At 50.3% G+C, this 18036-nt stretch carries 20 protein-coding genes and 1 tRNA gene; 16 read left to right on the forward strand and 5 right to left on the reverse strand.

The window, feature by feature from the left end; translation table 11 throughout:
• The 3 genes from MRY86_RS15015 (at position 1) to MRY86_RS15025 (ending at position 2483) form a co-directional block, all read left to right on the forward strand.
• Positions 1-525 (forward strand): rhodanese-like domain-containing protein, encoded by a 525-nt coding sequence (locus MRY86_RS15015; RefSeq protein WP_293567209.1) that lies wholly within the window; start codon positions 1-3, stop codon positions 523-525.
• A gap of 22 nt (positions 526-547) precedes the next feature.
• A complete protein-coding gene (locus tag MRY86_RS15020) occupies positions 548-1795 on the forward strand; it encodes a pyridoxal phosphate-dependent aminotransferase family protein (protein WP_293567210.1) in 1248 nt (415 codons plus the stop codon).
• 118 nt (positions 1796-1913) lie between these two features.
• Positions 1914-2483, forward strand: a complete 570-nt coding sequence (locus MRY86_RS15025) for a Uma2 family endonuclease (protein ID WP_293567211.1) — start codon at positions 1914-1916, stop codon at positions 2481-2483.
• An 8-nt stretch (positions 2484-2491) separates the two neighbouring features.
• Here the strand turns inward: MRY86_RS15025 and MRY86_RS15030 are convergent, their stop codons facing one another.
• A complete protein-coding gene (locus tag MRY86_RS15030; RefSeq protein WP_293567212.1) occupies positions 2492-3400 on the reverse strand; it encodes an AraC family transcriptional regulator in 909 nt (302 codons plus the stop codon).
• Positions 3401-3777: 377 nt separating this feature from the next.
• Here MRY86_RS15030 and MRY86_RS15035 point away from each other — a divergent pair, with 377 nt between their 5' ends.
• The 8 genes from MRY86_RS15035 to rfbA all read left to right on the forward strand — a co-directional run bounded on the left by MRY86_RS15035 (position 3778) and on the right by rfbA (position 11253).
• Positions 3778-5301, forward strand: coding sequence for an aldehyde dehydrogenase family protein (locus MRY86_RS15035; RefSeq protein ID WP_293567213.1), 1524 nt, complete (start codon positions 3778-3780; stop codon positions 5299-5301).
• A gap of 87 nt (positions 5302-5388) precedes the next feature.
• Positions 5389-5781 carry a DUF779 domain-containing protein gene (locus tag MRY86_RS15040; protein ID WP_293567214.1) on the forward strand — a complete coding sequence of 131 codons (393 nt, stop codon included), beginning with the start codon at positions 5389-5391 and terminating at the stop codon, positions 5779-5781.
• Between the two features lie 68 nt (positions 5782-5849).
• Complete coding sequence (gene rlmD / locus MRY86_RS15045) at positions 5850-7256, forward strand: 23S rRNA (uracil(1939)-C(5))-methyltransferase RlmD (protein WP_293567215.1); 1407 nt, start codon at positions 5850-5852, stop codon at positions 7254-7256.
• Positions 7257-7267: 11 nt separating this feature from the next.
• A complete protein-coding gene (locus MRY86_RS15050; RefSeq protein ID WP_293567216.1) occupies positions 7268-7627 on the forward strand; it encodes a hypothetical protein in 360 nt (119 codons plus the stop codon).
• A gap of 10 nt (positions 7628-7637) precedes the next feature.
• On the forward strand, positions 7638-9575 hold the full coding sequence (locus tag MRY86_RS15055; RefSeq protein WP_293567217.1) for a response regulator: 1938 nt from the start codon (positions 7638-7640) through the stop codon (positions 9573-9575).
• Positions 9576-9584: 9 nt separating this feature from the next.
• Positions 9585-9935: an Hpt domain-containing protein gene (locus MRY86_RS15060; protein WP_293567218.1), complete on the forward strand. Its 351-nt coding sequence runs from the start codon at positions 9585-9587 to the stop codon at positions 9933-9935.
• Between the two features lie 45 nt (positions 9936-9980).
• On the forward strand, positions 9981-10361 hold the full coding sequence (locus tag MRY86_RS15065; protein ID WP_293567219.1) for a response regulator: 381 nt from the start codon (positions 9981-9983) through the stop codon (positions 10359-10361).
• Positions 10362-10380: 19 nt separating this feature from the next.
• Positions 10381-11253, forward strand: a complete 873-nt coding sequence (gene rfbA, locus MRY86_RS15070; RefSeq protein WP_293567220.1) for a glucose-1-phosphate thymidylyltransferase RfbA — start codon at positions 10381-10383, stop codon at positions 11251-11253.
• Here the strand turns inward: rfbA and MRY86_RS15075 are convergent.
• Positions 11225-12319, reverse strand: coding sequence for a glycosyl transferase family 28 (locus tag MRY86_RS15075; protein ID WP_293567221.1), 1095 nt, complete (start codon positions 12317-12319; stop codon positions 11225-11227). The genes rfbA and MRY86_RS15075 overlap by 29 nt on opposite strands.
• A gap of 194 nt (positions 12320-12513) precedes the next feature.
• On the opposite strand from MRY86_RS15075, the gene MRY86_RS15080 reads away from it, so the two are divergent.
• The 3 genes from MRY86_RS15080 to bcp all read left to right on the forward strand — a co-directional run bounded on the left by MRY86_RS15080 (position 12514) and on the right by bcp (position 14687).
• A complete protein-coding gene (locus MRY86_RS15080; RefSeq protein WP_293567222.1) occupies positions 12514-13017 on the forward strand; it encodes a DUF255 domain-containing protein in 504 nt (167 codons plus the stop codon).
• Positions 13014-14156 (forward strand): VWA domain-containing protein, encoded by a 1143-nt coding sequence (locus tag MRY86_RS15085; RefSeq protein WP_293567223.1) that lies wholly within the window; start codon positions 13014-13016, stop codon positions 14154-14156. Before MRY86_RS15080 ends, MRY86_RS15085 begins: the two co-directional genes overlap by 4 nt.
• Positions 14157-14222: 66 nt before the next feature.
• Entirely contained in the window at positions 14223-14687 is a 465-nt protein-coding gene (gene bcp / locus MRY86_RS15090) for a thioredoxin-dependent thiol peroxidase (protein WP_293567224.1), read from the forward strand.
• An 85-nt stretch (positions 14688-14772) separates the two neighbouring features.
• Here the strand turns inward: bcp and MRY86_RS15095 are convergent, their stop codons facing one another.
• Positions 14773-15699 carry a PfkB family carbohydrate kinase gene (locus MRY86_RS15095; RefSeq protein WP_293567225.1) on the reverse strand — a complete coding sequence of 309 codons (927 nt, stop codon included), beginning with the start codon at positions 15697-15699 and terminating at the stop codon, positions 14773-14775.
• A 268-nt stretch (positions 15700-15967) separates the two neighbouring features.
• On the opposite strand from MRY86_RS15095, the gene MRY86_RS15100 reads away from it, so the two are divergent.
• Positions 15968-16044 (forward strand) — tRNA-Asn (locus MRY86_RS15100).
• A gap of 114 nt (positions 16045-16158) precedes the next feature.
• On the opposite strand, the gene MRY86_RS15105 is transcribed toward MRY86_RS15100, so the two are convergent.
• A complete protein-coding gene (locus MRY86_RS15105; protein WP_293567226.1) occupies positions 16159-17025 on the reverse strand; it encodes a pirin family protein in 867 nt (288 codons plus the stop codon).
• Positions 17026-17180: 155 nt separating this feature from the next.
• Here MRY86_RS15105 and MRY86_RS15110 point away from each other — a divergent pair, with 155 nt between their 5' ends.
• Entirely contained in the window at positions 17181-17345 is a 165-nt protein-coding gene (locus tag MRY86_RS15110; RefSeq protein WP_044148900.1) for a DUF1328 family protein, read from the forward strand.
• A gap of 78 nt (positions 17346-17423) precedes the next feature.
• Here the strand turns inward: MRY86_RS15110 and MRY86_RS15115 are convergent, their stop codons facing one another.
• Positions 17424-17873, reverse strand: coding sequence for a (4Fe-4S)-binding protein (locus tag MRY86_RS15115; protein ID WP_293567227.1), 450 nt, complete (start codon positions 17871-17873; stop codon positions 17424-17426).
• Positions 17874-18036: the final 163 nt, after the last annotated feature.

Consider the following 18036-nt stretch of genomic DNA (forward strand, 5'->3'; position numbering starts at 1 on the left):
ATGCGTTTCCTTTCCGTTATTATTGGTGTACTCATGCTGGGCCGCCCGGGCTGTACACAACCGCCGGAGGACCGCCCGCCAGTAGGCAATCCGAAGTTTGATGAGACGATCAGCAGCATGCTGAGCTTTACGGTCCCAACAATTGGCGTTCAGGAGGTTAGGGATATTCAGGATGAAGTTTATATCTTTGACGCTCGAAAACGGGAAGAATACGATGTGAGCCATATTGAAGGCGCCCGTTTTCTCGGCTATAAAGATTTAGACGAACAAGCACTCAACGGAGTGCCCAAAGATAGCACGGTGGTGCTGTACTGTTCTATTGGTTACCGCAGCGAGAAAGTGGCGGAACAGCTCCGGGAGCGGGGCTTTACCAAAGTTTATAATTTGTACGGCAGTATTTTCGAATGGGTCAATCAGGGATACCCCGTTGTGGATACCACCGGCGAACAAACCAAAAAAGTCCATACCTACAATGCTAAATGGGGCAAGTGGGTGGACAAAAAGCAGGCTGAAAAAGTCTGGTAATCATCATCAAATCAAATTCTTTATGGATTTATTTGCAAAGTTTATGGAAGACAGAGGGCCGCTGGGCAAGTGGTCTCGTACGGCACACGGTTATTATACCTTCCCAAAGCTCGAGGGCGAGCTGGGCAGCCGCATGCAATTCCAGGGCAAAGAAAAAATCGTTTGGAGCGTTAATAACTACCTGGGCCTGGGCAACCACCCGGAAATCCGGAAAGTGGACGAAGAAGCCAGCCGCGACTGGGGCCTGGCTTACCCGATGGGTTCCCGCATGATGTCGGGAGAGACCTCTTACCACGAAAAATTGGAGCAGGACCTGGCAGAATTTGTGCACAAAGAGGAAGTGCTACTGCTCAACTTCGGCTATCAGGGCATCATGTCCATCGTGGACTCCTTGCTGACGCGCAAGGATATCGTGGTATATGACAAAGACTGCCACGCTTGTATCTACGACGGCATTCGCATGCACATCGGCAAGCGCCTGCCATTTGAGCACAACGATATTGAAAGCTTCGAAAAGCAAATTAAGAAAGCGAAGATCTTCCAGGAGCAAACCGGCGGCGGTATCCTCGTGATTACAGAGGGCGTATTCGGTATGCGCGGCGATCAGGGTATCCTGAAGGAAATCGTTGCTTTCAAAAAAGAGTACGGCTTCCGTATGCTGGTAGATGATGCGCACGGTTTCGGTACCCTCGGCGCTACTGGTGCCGGTGCGGGTGAAGAGCAGGGCGTGCAGGATGACATCGACCTCTACTTCAGCACCTTCGCGAAGTCTATGGCCAGCATAGGTGCTTTTGTAGGTGGCGATAGCGAAGTGATTGAGTTTTTGCGCTACAACCTGCGTTCTCAGATTTTCGCGAAGTCGCTGCCAATGCCATTAACCATCGGTAACATTAAGCGCCTCGAGATGCTGCGCACCCGACCGGAGTTCAAAGATAAGCTCTGGGAAAATGCCAACAACCTGCAGAAAGGCCTGCGCGACCGCGGCTTCGACCTGGGCAATACGTCCAGCTGTGTGACGCCGGTCTATATGCATGGTTCTGTGGAAGAAGCGATGGTGCTGGTGAAAGACCTGCGCGATAACTACGATATCTTCTGTTCTGTGGTCGTGTACCCGGTGATTCCGAAAGGTATGATCCTGCTGCGCCTCATCCCGACGGCAGCGCACAACCAGGACGATATTGATCAGACCATTGAGGCCTTTACCGCGATTTCTGATAAGCTGAAGTCCGGTGCTTACGCCAAGCAGGCCGAACTGATCAAACCTGAGTAAGGAAGACAGTAATTTTACTACATATTTTCGAATGGCCGCCTGTGATGGGCTGGCCATTCGTCTTTTGTTGCCATTTCAAGTTTATTCCCTTAAATTGAAATAGCCAATAAGTTTAAATATGGAAAATGCAGTGCAGGAAATACCTAAAAGCCTTATCTACGAAATGGTGAATGGCCAGCCTGTTTATTACAAAGGCTACCAGGATTACCTGTCTGGTAGTAAACAGATCGATGAAATAATGGGCAGTAGCAAAATACAGGCGCTAATTGTAGCAGAACTCATCTTTTTGTTGAAAACCTTTTTGGGTGATGATTATCTGATTTTTACCAATGAAGTAGGGTTGCAGTTCTCTAAAAAATCGTGGAGAGCAGCTGATATTGCTGTTGTCAAAGCGGATTTAGTAGAAAAACTGGATGACAAGTACCTGGAGGTGCCACCTGAGCTTGTCATTGAAATAGATACCAAAGCTGCCCTGCATGATATTGAGAATCCACTGGGATATTATCAGGAAAAAACGGAGGAACTCCTTCAGTTTGGCGTGAAGAAAGTAGTCTGGATTTTTTCAGATACAGAAAAAGTGATGGTTGCCGAGCAAGCTAACAGGGCATGGCATATTTACGACTGGGCAGACCCCATTAGCATAGAAGAAGGGCTGGTGCTGGATATGGGCCGCTTACTGAGGCGCTAAGCAGGGCTCTAACATTTCCCCATCACCTGCTCCCGGTAAGCTTTTGGCGAAAGCCCATACTTCCGCTTGAAGACCCGGTTAAAGTACGACCCGCTGTTGAAACCGGCAGAAAGGTAGACGTCCTGCACCTTTCGGGTAGAGTCCTCCAGCATACGACGCGCCAGTTTCATCCGCTCATTGTTGATAAACTCCACTGGCGTGACCCCGAAGTGGTCTTTAAACACCCGGTAAAAGTTGGATTCGCTCATGTAGACTTTCTGGCTGATTTGTTCCACGGTCAGCGACTCTCCCAAATGCTCACGAATGTACCGTATAGCGAAAGACAAGCGGTTGCTATCGTCTACCTGCCCCTGCTCGATGTAGTTGGCCCGTGCTTCCGCCTGCAGTATCCGCACGATCAGTTCCTGAAGCATCAGGTTGGCAAACAGGTCTTTGGACGGGTGGTCTTCCGTGCAGAGAAACAGCAATCGCTGAAGGATTTGCTTAATCGCCACCGTATTCGTAAAATGGAAGCTGCTGGGGGTGAAAGCCCACTCTTCCCCATCTCCTTTAGGTGCTGACTCATTGAGGGACTGAATGGTTTTCCGGATTTGATCATCCGAAAGCGTCATAGCCAGACAATGCGTGGGGTTGTCAATTTCGGCTTCCGGGAAATTGATGCACATGGTCTCATCTGCCGGCAGTAGCAGCGACTCGCCGGGCAGGAATTCAAAAGACGGTTGCTCCCGCAATTTCATCACCTTTTTACCGCGGATCATACTGGCAAAAACCGGTTGGTGGAACTTCAGCAATACCTCTTCGGCCTGCTGATGGGTTTCAAAAATATTGACCTCAGCCTGTTCCATCGTGAAGGACGTTTTGTTCTCCACCAAAGTGTCGAGGCGGCGGTATAATGAAAAGTTCTGAGGTAACTGCATATCAAGTCGCTGTTTTGTGCCGATAGGGAGGCTTCATCATCGGCTCAGCTCAATTACTGCTGAATAATCCGAAGTAAATTTTTTATCCTATCCGATCTTCTTCAAATATCTTATTCAGGACTGGCCTTGCCAAATAAAATTACGATTTAGGCGGTATATCATACCTTCTTTGCTAGGATAGTACAAGTTTGTGAGAGAATACGTCAAACTTGCGGATGAAAACCCTCATAATTTTGCTTTCAGGAAGTTGTTCCGTAAAAAATTCCGGAATGGCTTCGCAGTTGAAATTTGAATTCGACAAACCGGCGTTGCTCCGGAAAATGCATGGTTCGATTTTGAATTCAGGTATTACAAAAACAGAAAATGAAACTAAAATTATGAGTAGTGCATCCACTATTGCTCAGGATAAACTGAGCCCGCCAAAATTTAAAGCGCAATACGATAACTTCATAGGAGGCAAATGGACGGCCCCTGTAAAAGGAGAATACTTCGAAAACACCTCACCGGTAGATGGCAACACCTTTACTAAGGTTGCCCGTTCCACGGCAGAAGACATTGAGCTGGCGCTTGATGCTGCCTGGGAAGCTGCCCCGGCCTGGAACACTTCTGCTGCTGCTTACCGATCCGGCCTTTTGCTCAAAATCGCAGATGTGATGGAGCAAAACCTGGAAACGCTCGCCCGCGTGGAAACCTGGGACAACGGCAAACCACTCCGTGAAACGATGGCCGCAGACATGCCTCTGGCCGTTGATCACTTCCGCTACTTTGCTGGCGTGATTCGGGCAGAGGAAGGCAGTATGAGCGAGCTCGACGCCAACACGGTTTGCATCAATGTAGAAGAGCCTCTTGGCGTAGTTGGGCAGATCATCCCCTGGAATTTTCCCATCCTGATGGCAGCATGGAAGCTGGCTCCTGCGCTTGCGGCCGGCAACTGCGTAGTGCTGAAGCCCGCAGAGCAGACCCCTGTGGGTATTCTGGTGCTAATGGAAATGATTCAGGACATCCTGCCCGCTGGTGTGCTCAACATCGTGAGCGGCTTTGGTATTGAAGCAGGCAAGCCTTTGGCATCTAACCCCCGCATCAACAAAGTAGCCTTTACGGGAGAAACCACCACGGGGCAGTTGATTATGCAGTACGCATCCAAGAATATCATCCCGGTTACCCTGGAGCTAGGTGGCAAGTCGCCCAATATCTTCTTCAAGAGCATCATGGATGCGGATGATGAGTTCTTTGACAAATGCCTGGAAGGTGCCGTTATGTTCGCCCTCAATCAGGGTGAGGTCTGTACCTGCCCGTCCCGTATGCTGGTGGAAGAGAGCATTTTTGACGCTTTCATCGAGCGGGTCGTGGAGCGCACCAAGGCCATTAAACTGGGGCACCCGCTTGACCTGTCTACGATGATGGGCGCTCAGGCCTCAAGCGATCAGTACGAGAAGATTCTCAACTATATCGAAATTGGAAAAGAGGAAGGCGCAGAAGTACTCTGCGGAGGCGAAGCGGCTTACAACGAAGGTCTGCAGGGCGGCTACTACATCATGCCGACTATCCTAAAGGGCAACAACAAAATGCGGGTATTCCAGGAAGAAATCTTTGGTCCCGTAGTTTGTGTAACTACCTTCAAGGACGAAGCCGAAGCGATTGAGATTGCCAACGATACGCTCTACGGGCTTGGCGCTGGTGTCTGGACGCGCGATATGCATCAGGCTTATCAGATTTCCCGTGCTGTGGAAGCAGGGCGCGTATGGGTGAACAACTACCACGCTTATCCAGCTCACGCCCCATTCGGCGGCTATAAAAAGTCAGGTATTGGCCGGGAGAATCACAAGATGATGCTCGCCCACTACCGTCAGACTAAGAACATGCTGATCTCGTATGACAAGAAAGCCCTTGGCTTCTTTTAGGACGTAAATCAATAAAACTACAACAGGCTTGCCAGGCATTCGTGTACGGTGAGCCTGTCTTTTTTCCTAACCAAAAAAGCTGAAGAAATGGTACAACGCGTATTGGTCTCTCCCGAGGCCCGGGACGTCATTGATCAATTGAGGGAACAGAACGGCCCGCTCCTTTTCCACCAAAGTGGGGGCTGTTGTGATGGCTCTGCGCCCATGTGCTTTGCCAGGGGCGAATTGCTGTTGGATGATAATGATGTCTGGATAGGCGACATCCACGGCTGCCCCTTCCTGATGTCCAATGATCAGTTTGAATATTGGAAGCACACGCAGCTCACTGTAGGCATCACCAAGGGCAGGGGCTCCAGTTTTTCACTGGAAATACCGCTGGGCATTCGGTTTATTATCCGCTCCCGTCTATTTACGGATGAAGAACTGGCGCAATTGCCACCGGTTAGGAAAGGGAGCGAGGTGGAGTCGTCGTATTTGTAGCAGCCATTCCTGCACAGGCTGTTTTTGGGAGTAACAAATGCTTACCTTTGCTCCGAAAAACAGGAAAAATGGGCAGGAGAAAAAAGCCAAAAGTATATACCGATGTCCGCTTTACGGGCATAGCTGATAAAGGCCGGGCGGTAGGCAGAGATGCTGAGGGAAAAGTCATTTTTGCAGACGGGGTGGCACCGGGCGATGTAGCCGATGTACTCGTCAAGCGCAAAAAGAAAGGCGTGCTTATGGGCACAGCTCAGGAAATAAAGTCTTACTCACCAGACCGGGTAGAGCCGGTTTGTGAGCATTTCTGGCTCTGCGGAGGCTGTAAGTGGCAGCACCTGAGCTACGAGGTACAGGCGCGCGAAAAGGAAAAAGTGGTACGCGATACCCTTAGCCGGATTGGAAAAGTGGAAGTCGAAGAGTTCCTGCCCATCCGTGCAGCAGAGCAGACCACTTTTTACCGCAATAAGCTTGAGTTCTCCTTTTCCAACAAACGCTGGCTAACCCGGGAGGAGATCGAGTCTGGCATCACCAATAAAGCTGATGTGCTGGGCTTCCACCGGTCCGGCGCTTTCGATAAGGTCATTGATATTGAGAAATGCTGGCTGCAGCCCGACCCTTCCAACGACCTCCGCAACGGTATTAAGGCAATTGCCCTGGAGCAGGGCCTGACCTTCCACGATGCCCGGGAGCATGAAGGCTTCATGCGGCAGGTGATGTTCCGCATTACCACACAGGGGGAAATCCTCGTGCTCTTCAGCTTCCACAAAGAGGAGCCTAAAAAGTATCAACCATTCATGGATGCCGTGATGGAGCGCTTTCCTCAAATCACAACGGTCTGCTACTGCATTAACACCAAGGTCAATGACTTCCTGTACGATCTCGATATGCATACCTATGCCGGAAAAGGTTATGTGGAAGAAAAACTGGGCGACGTCCGCTTTAAAGTAGGCCCCAAGTCCTTTTTTCAAACCAATACCTATCAGGCCAAAGTGCTTTATGATACGGTAGTGGAATTTGCCAGCCTGAAGGGCACGGAAAACGTCTATGACCTCTACACCGGTATTGGCAGTATTGCACTGTATGTGGCTCAGGCCTGCAAACAAGTGGTTGGGATTGAGGAAATTCCGGAAGCCATCGCGGATGCGGAAGTCAATGCCCGCCTCAACGATATTGAGAATGCGGTGTTTTACGCAGGGGATGTTAAGGACATACTGACCGCTGACTTTGCTGAACGGCATGGGAAGCCCGACCTGCTCATTACCGACCCGCCCCGTGCTGGCATGCATGCCAAGGTGGTAGATATGCTGCTGGAGCTCGCTGCCCCGCGCATGGTATACGTGAGTTGCAATCCGGCCACACAGGCCCGCGATTTACAATTGCTGAGCGAGAAGTACCGGGTCGTTAAAGCAAGGCCGGTTGATATGTTCCCCCACACCCATCATATTGAAAATGTAGCTCTGCTGGAGCTGCGTTAATTAGTGTTGTTATGAACAAGGAATTTATACACGCCAAAATAGAGCGCCTGGAAACGGAGCTCAAGCCTTACCTTCCTATCATTTCCAAGGCTGCGGATACCATTCTTGACCAGGACGTATCCTCCTACCCTATATTCATCATTCACCAGATGGACGCAGTGGATATTGGCATTGCCCTGCTGAGCCACGAAGCCAAGGATGGCCCTGAATGGTCGGTGCACGCCAGTACCCTTGAGGAGCTGGCCACCAAAAAGGTCATTGAGATGAATAAAGTGGATAACTTCCGGGAAGTTTACAAAGACCCAAGAGAAAACCTTTGCCTTTTTGTCCTTAGCGATTTGGGTGCTAACTTTATGTTTATTTCCCGCTAATCAATTAGATATGGACGGCAGCGCCAAAATCGAGAAGACACATCAGATCCTGTTGATTGAAGATGATCCGGTTTTTGCGCGCCTGGTGCAGGTCTACCTTTCAGATGTAGAGCTTCTCAACTGCACCATCACCCATGTTAGCAATTTGGCAGACGGTATCGCTGAGCTTAAGCAACACCCCAATAACTATGCAGCGGTTCTTCTCGACCTGAGCCTGCCAGACAGCCGTGGGTTCACTACCCTTGAGACTTTGTTGTACCAGTTTCCCAAGCTGAACGTCATCGTCATGACCGGGCAAAATGACAAATCTCTTGGTGTGGAGGCGGTCAAAGCCGGGGCTCAGGACTTTCTGGTGAAAGGAGAATTCAATGAAGACGGGCTGGCCAAGTCACTGCGCTTTTCTATAGAACGAAGCAGCATCCTCAACCGCCTGGAGGAGACCCAGCAGATGGCAAGGATCGGTCATTGGGAGTGCAGCCCAAGTGAGCATTACTTCTCTGGGTCAGAAGAGTTATACCGGATTTTTTGCCGGCCGTTCCACTATAAAATCACCTGCGGAGATATCCTGAAAAAGGAAGGGATGTTCTCTATTTTCCTGAAGTTGCAAGACCAGGCACTGGCGGATAAAAAAGCCCAAATTGATACCTGGATCCGCCCTGAAAACGGCAGTCCTCGTTTTGTGACCATGATTTGTACGTCCGCTATGCTTTCCAACGGAGAAGCTTTTTTTAATGGGATCATACAGGATATCACGGAGCGAAAGCAGGCACAGGAGCTCAAGAAAGAGCGGGATGTGGCAGAGCAGGCCGCCAAGGTCCGTGAACAGTTCATCGCCAGTATCAGCCACGAAATGCGTACGCCCATGAACGCCATTCTGGGCATGAGCAATCTACTGATTGAGACCCCACTGAATACGGAGCAGTTTGAATACGTAGATGCGATCAAGCGGTCTTCAGATTTATTGCTCGGTATTATCAGTGATATTCTGGATATGTCTACCATTCAGAATGACAAAGTGGTCATTGCACGCAAGTCTTTCAGTCTGGGGGAACTCCTATGCAGCCTGATGAGTGTACTAAGATACAAGGCCCGTGAAAAGCGGTTAAAGTTCGAACTAAATATTGATGCGGATGTGCCCCAAACGCTGGTAGGAGATGCCCTCCGGCTCAATCAGATCATGTACAACCTGGTTGGGAATGCCATCAAATTCACAGAGAAAGGCGAGGTCGAGCTGCGGGTTGCCAACCGCGGCCAAGAAGCTGATCGCGTGAAGTTGCTATTCGAAGTCCGGGACACAGGAGTCGGCATCCCAGAGGGGCAGCAGGACAAAATATTCGAGACTTTCGTGCGTGTACCGGTTGCCGATAAGATATATGAAGGTACCGGACTGGGGCTGAGCATTGCAAAAGAACTGGTGGAGCGGCAGGGCGGACGGCTTCAGGTAGAAAGTACGCAGGGGAAAGGCTCCCGTTTTTTCTTTGAGCTTTGGCTGGATTATACGAAACAGCCTGCTATGCCCCGAAGAGTAGCTACAAAGGTGCCGGAAGACCTGTCCTTCAGTTTGCTTATCGTGGAGGATCACAAAATGAATCAAATAGTAGCACAGCGAACCATACAGAAAAAATGGCCTAATGTGCAGGTTGAGGTCGCTGATAACGGGCGGGTGGCCCTGGACATTCTGGAGTCAAAATCCATTGACCTGGTGCTCATGGATATCCAAATGCCAGTATTGGATGGCATCGAAACCCTCAAAATCATACGCAATCAAATGCCTGAGCCTTTGGCCAGCCTGCCGGTCCTGGCTATAACCGCTCATGCGAATATTGCCCAGCAGGCTCAGTTCCAGCAAATCGGTTTCAATGACCACGTATTCAAGCCCTTCGAACCAGAACAGCTGTTTGCAGCCGTGGAACGCCAGCTTAAGCAAAATCTCCGAAAAACGAACTAAAGCCTCAAAATGGCCTACCTATTCCTAAACCTGGACTACCTGGAGCTCATGTCCGGCGGAGATCAAACCGACCGGCGGCGCCTGCTCGAAATGCTGGAAAAAGACCTGTCAGAATACCCCAAGCTCATGCAGCAGACGCTGGAGGCTGAAGATTGGCAAAAGCTGGAGCGCCAGGCTCATTACTTCAAGTCTACCCTTCCTTTTACAGGTTACGAAGTGCTGATTCAAACCCATCATTCCGTTTACCAGAACATAAAAGAGGCCGCCAATCTGGCCGACTTACCTAAACAGCTGAGCCAGGTAGAGGCATTTTGCCAGGCAGTACAGGCCGAAGTACAGGAGGAGCTGGAGAAAGGTTAATTTTTGTTTTACTATCTTTGGTTCAGACCTACCCAAAATGCTCCTATGAAAGATGTTAAAAAAATCCTCATTTGTGAAGATGAGGAGATCCTGCTTACCGCGCTCAAATTCCGATTGCAAAAACAAGGGTATGAACTCTTCCTCGCTTCCGATGGGGCAGAAGCCGAAACCTTGCTAAAAAAGGAAAAACCAGATATGCTGGTCACAGATATCGATGTTCCGGTCAAAAATGGGCTGGAACTGGTCGACTTCATACGGCAGGATCTGGAGTGGGACATCCCCATCGTTATGATTGCCCCGATGGAAGAGGGCGAAGGCATCCTAAAAGCCAAAATGGCGGGTGCCAATGACTTTGTCACTAAACCTTTCAAGCCGGTAGAGCTGGTTCTGAGAATTCGTTGTATCTTTCAAGCACTTGAGCATTAAACAAATGAAAATATAACCCATGAAAGGAATTATTCTGGCGGGCGGCCTTGGCACAAGGTTGTACCCGCTCACCATGGCTGTCAGTAAGCAGCTGATGCCGGTTTATGACAAACCGATGATCTACTATCCGCTATCGACCCTGATGTCGGCGGGGATCAAAGACATTCTCATTATTTCCACGCCTCAGGATTTGCCCAATTTTCAAAAATTGCTTGGTGATGGCAGCGAACTGGGGTGCAACTTCTCCTACGTCCCACAGCACGAGCCCAACGGTCTGGCACAGGCTTTCGTCCTGGGCGAATCTTTCATTGATGGCGACCCGGCTGCGCTGATCCTGGGGGATAATATTTTCTACGGTGCCGGGCTGGAAGAACTGCTTCGTAAGAGCAATGACCCTACAGGCGGGGTGGTTTTCGCCTATTGGGTAGCTGACCCTGAGCGCTATGGTGTGGTCGAGTTTGATGAGAACGGCGTTGCCATTTCCATCGAGGAAAAGCCAGCAAAGCCTAAATCCAACTATGCCGTCCCTGGTCTTTATTTCTACGATAATCAGGTGGTAGACATCGCTAAAAACCTGGAACCGAGTGCCCGGGGCGAGTACGAAATCACCGATGTCAACAAGCATTACCTGAGCAAAGGGGAGCTTCAGGTGGGTGTACTTGGCCGCGGTGTGGCGTGGCTGGATACCGGTACCCATAAGTCGCTCATGCAGGCCGGGCAGTTCATTGAGGTCATAGAAGACCGGCAGGGGCTGAAGATTGGTTGTATTGAAGAAGTAGCCTTTGAGCGTGGCTTTATTGATGCCGAACAGCTCGAGCGCCTGGGGCATAAATACCTCAAGAGTGGTTACGGTGAGTACCTGCTCAATCTGCTGAAGCAGCAGGAAGGGTAGCCAAAAAGCGTTTTAAATTTTGTTGGAGTAATTTTCCGGAGTCTGCTGCCTGTAGGCCTGATGCTGCTTTGGCATCCTCTATGCCCCGGATCAGCTGCAAGGCACTTTGTGGTTGCACTGCAATCCTGCCTTCACTGCACAGGCGCTGCGCGAGGTACTCCTGTTCGGTTTGCCCGGGCGTAGGGATGCAAAGCACCTTTTTGCGTGCCAGGCCCCAATCCATGAGGCTGCTGTAACCGGGCCTTCCAATGACCACGGCTGCATGTTGAATAGCTTCCCAAAGGGCTTTTCCCTTTAGATAATTGATGATAGTAACCCTTCCTTCCTGCCGGGGAGGCGCCTCCCGCGGTATGCCCCGTACAAGCGTATGCCGGCCCGGTAGTTGAGGGTACTGTGCCAGTAAGGCTTGCTCAAGGCGGGTGCGTTGTGGTTCTGGGCCGGACAGGACAGCGAGGGTGTCAACATGTACCTCTTGAGAAACTGCTGTAAGTTGCCCGTTAAACCGGGAAAGCCAACCTATGTAGTGGGTCGGAATATCAGAAAGGGGCGGATGGCTCAGTGCGCCGCTCAGCCCGTTTGCACCCGGCAAATCAGGCACCCAGCATTCTTGAAAGCGGTAAAGGAAGGACTGGTTGAGCCCGTTGGCTAAGGGTTGCAGCAAAGGCATCGGTACGATCGGGTGAAGCTGATGAGTCAGGAACACCCCCGGCACCTTACGGGAGAAGCAGCCAAAGCGGTTGTCCGAAATGACCGCATCAATGTGGTGTGTTTTAATGTAGCGCTGTAGTAGTTGATGCTCACACAATGCGGTGTAGGCTAGTTTGGGGCCCTGCAAGGCCATGTTGGCCACCATACTTTTGCTCCGGTAGTGAATATTGTAAGCTGGCAGCGGCAGATACTGAAGTTCCGGTCGTTCTGCCCGCAGAAAAGCCCCCGCGTTGCCCGCTGATGCCAGGATAGGCGTTGCCCCGAGTTCCAGCAAGGCATCCGCTACCGGCAGGCTCCGGGCGGCATGCCCCAGCCCCCAATCCAGGCAGGCGATAAGAACACGGGGGCGGTCAGGCATGGCGTTACGAAAGATTTTGATTAATTTTCCACAACAACAATATCGTAAATCTATGCGCAACACTTTCAAAGCCGGGCTGCTATTTCTAGGTCTTGCTCTTTTATCGGGTTGTAAAGCTTATAACTGCGGCTGTCCGATGAGTAGTCAGCCCAAAGACAAAACACTGCCTTCCACCCACCAACCTGCCCGATAAGATGAAGTACAGTATCTACGCCTTTTTTGCCCTGTTTTTGTTACCCGGTTGCGTTGAAGAGGCACCAAGGGAAGAAGCTAGCCAGCCTGAAAGCGTCTTACCGGCGGAAGTCACCTGGCTCGATTTAGAGGATGCTTTAAAACAACAACGCCACCGCCCCAAACCCATATTCATTGATCTGTACACCGATTGGTGCCGCTGGTGCAAAGTCATGGACCAGAAAACCTTTTCTAACCCTAAGGTAGCTGGGTACCTACAGGAAAACTTCTACCCGGTTAAGTTCAATGCAGAGAAAGCTCCGCCGATCAACATTAATGGAAAAGAGTTTGAGCTGGTGAGTACCGGCCGAAAATCCCTGCACAGCCTGGCCTATGCGCTCATGAAAGGCGACATCAGCTACCCTTCCTACGTCATCCTGGATGAACGGCAACAGACCATCAGCCGCTTTAAGGGTTTCCGGGACGCTCAGGATTTTATGGTGGAACTGGAAACCGCACTGCAATGAACACACCGTTAATTCAGCGACAGACTTCCCTTTCAGCGAATATTGTGGCTTTCTGCCGTTTTCTCCGGCAAAAGGGGTTTACCATTGGGCCAAGGGAGGAAGCTGATGCACTACGGGCATTGAGTACCCTGGGCGCTTTTGATGCACCGGAGCAATTGCAGCTTTGTCTTCGGGCCACCCTGGCGCGCACTTACGCTCAGCTTCGGGTCTTTGATGAATTGTACGCGCAGTACTGGCGGGAGCTGGACAAGGCTGTGGATTCCAAGCTGAAGCACGCTAAAGAAAAACGCAATCAGAATACCCGCAAGACCGGCACGCCAGGATTGCAGTCGATCAAAAGCTGGCTGCAAGGCAACACCTCCACGGATGAGACGGAGATGGCAACGTACAGCACGCAGGAAGTACTGAGCCGCAAGGATTTTTCCCTCCTCGCCGAGGAAGAGTTGAGTGAAATGGCAGCAATGATCCATCGTATTGCCCGCACCCTCGCCCTAAGGGAAAGCCGGCGGCGCAAAGCTTCCAACAAACCGCTTCAGCTGGACCTGCGCCGCACCCTTCGCCAAAATATGAGGCGTGGAGGGGAGCTTCTGGAACTGACCCACTTCAAACCGGCCCGTCAAAAGAAGCAGATTGTGCTGTTGTGCGATGTGAGCAAGTCGATGGATTTGTACAGCCGGTTTCTCTTGCAATTCGTGTATGCCTTTCAGTCTAACTACCGGCGCATAGAGGCTTTTGCATTCAGCACCCAATTGTACCGGGTGACGCCTGCCTTGCGGCAGCGTGATTTCAAATCGGCACTGGAGGAGGTAGCCCTTCAGGTCAGCGGTTGGTCCGGGGGGACAAAGATCGGCGCCAGCCTTCATCAGTTTTACCGGCAATATGGCAACCGCCTGCTCAACCGGCAGACTGTCGTCATCATCATGAGCGATGGCTGGGATACGGGCGATATAGCGCAGCTGGAAAACAGTATGCGCTGCATTCAGCATAAAGCCGCAAAAGTCATTTGGCTCAATCCCCTCGCAGGCAGTGCCCGCTATGAGGCCAAAACACAGGGTATGCAGGCGGCGATGCCGTACATCGATATTTTTGCGCCCGGGCATAGTGTGGAGAGCTTGCGGCAACTGTACCATCGGCTTTAAGCCGCCCTTTGAACCTCCATCTGCTGCCTTTGTTGTAATGGCATTGCAAACCAAAATGCATCAAAAATGACAACTTTGAAGGAAGGTGATAAGGCGCCGGATTTCACGGGTATTGACCAGAATGAAAATACCATTTCCCTGTCTGATTACAAGGGGAAGAAGCTCATCCTGTTTTTCTACCCTAAGGACAATACGCCCGGCTGTACGGCAGAAGCCTGCAATCTGCGTGACAACTTTGAAGGCCTCAAAGCTAAAGGCTACGAGTTGCTTGGTGTGAGCCCCGACAGTGCTAAGAAGCACCAAAACTTCATCAAAAAGCACGACCTGCCTTTCCCGCTGCTGGCAGATACAGAGAAGGAAGTACTGAATGCCTACGAAGTATGGGGCGAAAAGCAGTTCATGGGCAAGACCTACGATGGGGTACACCGCACTACCTTCATTATTGATGAGGAAGGTAAAATTGAGAAGGTTTTCAAAAAAGTGAAGACCAAAGCCCACACCGAGCAGATTTTGGAGGAAATGGAAGGGTGAACCTCCGTGTTTTCCAAAAAAGGAAGCCCCTGCATGCATTTGTTGCTTGCAGGGGCTTTGTATTACAGGCTCAGAACTACGCTGATTAGAGTTCTATATCGGCATCGAAGTTCACCAGGTCAACAAACCGGGCGATGCGCTTATTGATGGCTTTGTTGTTGAGCTCTTTCATCCGCTCGATACCAAATTTCTCTACGCAAAAGGAAGCCATAGCAGAACCGTAGATCACGGCGCGCTTCATATTCTCGAAGGAAAGGTCGCCGGTACGGGCAATATAGCCCATAAAGCCCCCTGCGAAAGTATCTCCGGCACCAGTAGGGTCGAAAACTTCTGCCAGTGGCAGCGCCGGTGCAAAGAAGACCTTCCCGCCTTCAAAGAGCAGAGCGCCATGCTCTCCTTTCTTAATCACAAGATGCTTAGGCCCCATGCCATGGATCACTTCCGCTGCTTTAACCAGGGAGTGTTCTCCCGACAGTTGCCGCGCTTCCTCATCGTTAATGATCAGGCCGTCAATTTTCTTGAGGACCTGCAACAGACTTTCCATCGCTGTGTCCATCCAGAAATTCATGGTGTCCAGCGCGATAAACTTTGGTCGGTTATTCAATTGTTCGATCACCTCTGACTGTACAGATGGGGTCAGGTTGCCCAACATCAGGTACTCCGCGTCCTTATAGTTTTCCGGGAGGACCGGCTTAAAATCTGCCAGCACGTTGAGTTGGGTATCGAGGGTATCACGGTCGTTCAGGTTGTCGTGGTACTTACCGGCCCAAAAGAAGGATTTCTCCCCCTCTTTTACCTGCAAGCCATCAAGGTCAATGCCCCTTGATGCCATAAAGTCCAGTTCCTGCTGCGGGAAGTCATCCCCGATAACAGATACGATTTTGAGGCGGTCTGTAAAATAAGAAGCAGCGAGTGTAATGTAGGTTGCAGCACCGCCCACCACCTTTTCGGCTCGCCCAAAAGGGGTTTCGATGTCGTCAAAAGCTACAGTTCCAACGGCTAATAGGCTCATCTGAATTATTTTTAAAATTTTTCTGTTACAAAGATTGCACATTTATTTTAGATGGTATAACTTTGCACTCGCCTTTTGAAAGAAAGAGGATTTAAGTATAAACAGTTACTTCGAAGAGCAATGATTTTCGAAGTTTCTCAGGGCAAATTGCCTCAGTCCCGATAACAATCGGGAAGCTGGTTAGAGCGGTCCCGGTGAACCGGGATTAATCCGCAGGTCATAGGTTCAAGTCCTGTAACCGCCAGCAAAAGAGCTTTGAAATAAAGTTGCCTCAGTAGCTCAGCTGGTTAGAGCGGCGGACTGTTAATCCGTAGGTCATAGGTTCAAGTCCTATCTGAGGCGCCAAGCCCCGGAGCGTAAAGCTTCGGGGCTTTCGTGTTTCACCCCATTGCGCATGCATTACGTCTACATACTTTACTCGCCGGGCTCAGACAAGTACTACGTAGGGCAGACCTATCTTCAATATTCGGTGTAAAAGCCCATTTTACCCATTTGATAGTCCCGCATAGCTTCCATGATTTCGGTCTGAGTGTTCATAACGTATGGCCCCCACTGAGCGACGGGCTCGTCGATGGGCAGCCCTGATAAGAGCAGGACCTCGCTATCGGCTTCAGCCCGGAGTGCAATGCCCTTTCCATCAAGCCGGAACTGTATCAGGTGCTCTTTGTCGTAAGACCAGTTGTCATTAAGCTGAACTTTGCCGTTGACGATATAAACGAATGTATTATGACCAGTAGGTAAAGGAATTTGTACAAAACCAGTCCTGGCAATGGAGACCTGCAGCGCCATCAGTTCAGTACGGGTCCGGGCGGGGCCCTTGGTTCCGTTGAAATAGCCAGCCACCACTTTTACCCTGACTTTTGCGCCATCCATTTCAATCGTTGGGATATCCGCTGTTTTGATATTTTGGTAATCCGGCTGTACCATTTTGTCCTTACGGGGCAGATTGATCCAAAGCTGTATGCCTTCCAGTATGCCGCCTTGTTCCAGGAAATCCCGGCTGGACCGCTCGCTGTGAATGATGCCCCGCCCGGCGGTCATCCATTGCACATCGCCACTGCGGAGTATGCCTTCGTTGCCCCGGCTGTCTTTGTGCCTCAACTCGCCCTGGTACAGAAAGGTAACCGGCTCAAACCCACGGTGTGGATGTGGGCCTACGTCCAACGGATCGAAAGGAGGGGTTACCTCATAAGGGCCGAAGTGGTGGAGCAGGAGAAAGGGGTCTATGCGCTCTACCCGGACAGTAGGCAGGGGCTGTTTAACGATAGTTTTCCCCATTTCTATAGACTCACTTGGCAAAATGGCAGCAACAGAACGGTATTTCATAATTGCTAGACAAGATAGGTTAATCCACTAAAAAACACCTCAAAAGCGCTTTAGTTGGTACCCAGCACCGGACCGAACGAACACTGCAACAGGCCGGTCCGTTCAAAAGGTGATTCTAAAACAGGGGGGAAAGCCTCCTCAAAAACCAAATGATTATGTTACGTTACGCCTTGATTTTTTTCATTATTGCATTGATTGCTGCTGTGTTCGGATTCGGTGGTATTGCCGCAGGAGCCGCAGCGATAGCCAAAGTCATTTTCTACATTTTCCTGGTACTGTTAGTCGTATCCCTGATCATGAACTTTGTCAGGAAAGCTTAATCAGTCCGGACTTTAATCAAAAAAGGCTGACAGCGCGTAATTTGCTGTCAGCCTTTTTTATTTTGGAATACAACAGGATTAGCCCTCAAAACCGATCTTTTTGTGAGAACCGTCACAGAATGGCTTATTGGAGGAAGCTCCGCAGCGGCAAAAAGCCGTCAGCTTTTCCTGCACAGAAGTGTTGCCTTGCCCATCTTTAAGCGCGATTGTCCCTTTGATCATTAGCGGGCCATTGGGTATGACTTCAGCTTCTGTTGCTCCTGCAGGCGCCTGTTTGTTAGCCTGTACAGCTTGTTTATTTTCATCGTTGTAGTAAAAGGTCAATGCTCCCGACGGGCACTTTTTGACTTGCTCGGCGATCCGTTCGCTCTCAGCCCCTTCCGCATTTACCCACGGCCGGGCCTGAGGGTCGAACACTTCGGGCAGGCCGTTAAAGCAGAGCCTGGAATGCATACATAACTTCGGCTTCCAAACGATCGTGATTTCCCCGTTGCTGTACTCTTTAATTATGGGTTTTTCCTGGCTCATAATGGTAGGCGTTTAGGAGATAAACCCGGCTTAGTGGATATGGTTCGTATTGGGCGCTGAATTTGTTTTAAACAAAATAGTGAAAAAGAGGGAAAAATTATTGAAATTTGGATGCTATGGATTGATCAATCAAAAGAATACAAAATTTGCAAGGTCTGATTTC

Origin of the sequence: Phaeodactylibacter sp., from assembly GCF_022763345.1 — a bacterium.
In the GTDB taxonomy this organism is placed as follows: domain Bacteria; phylum Bacteroidota; class Bacteroidia; order Chitinophagales; family Saprospiraceae; genus Phaeodactylibacter.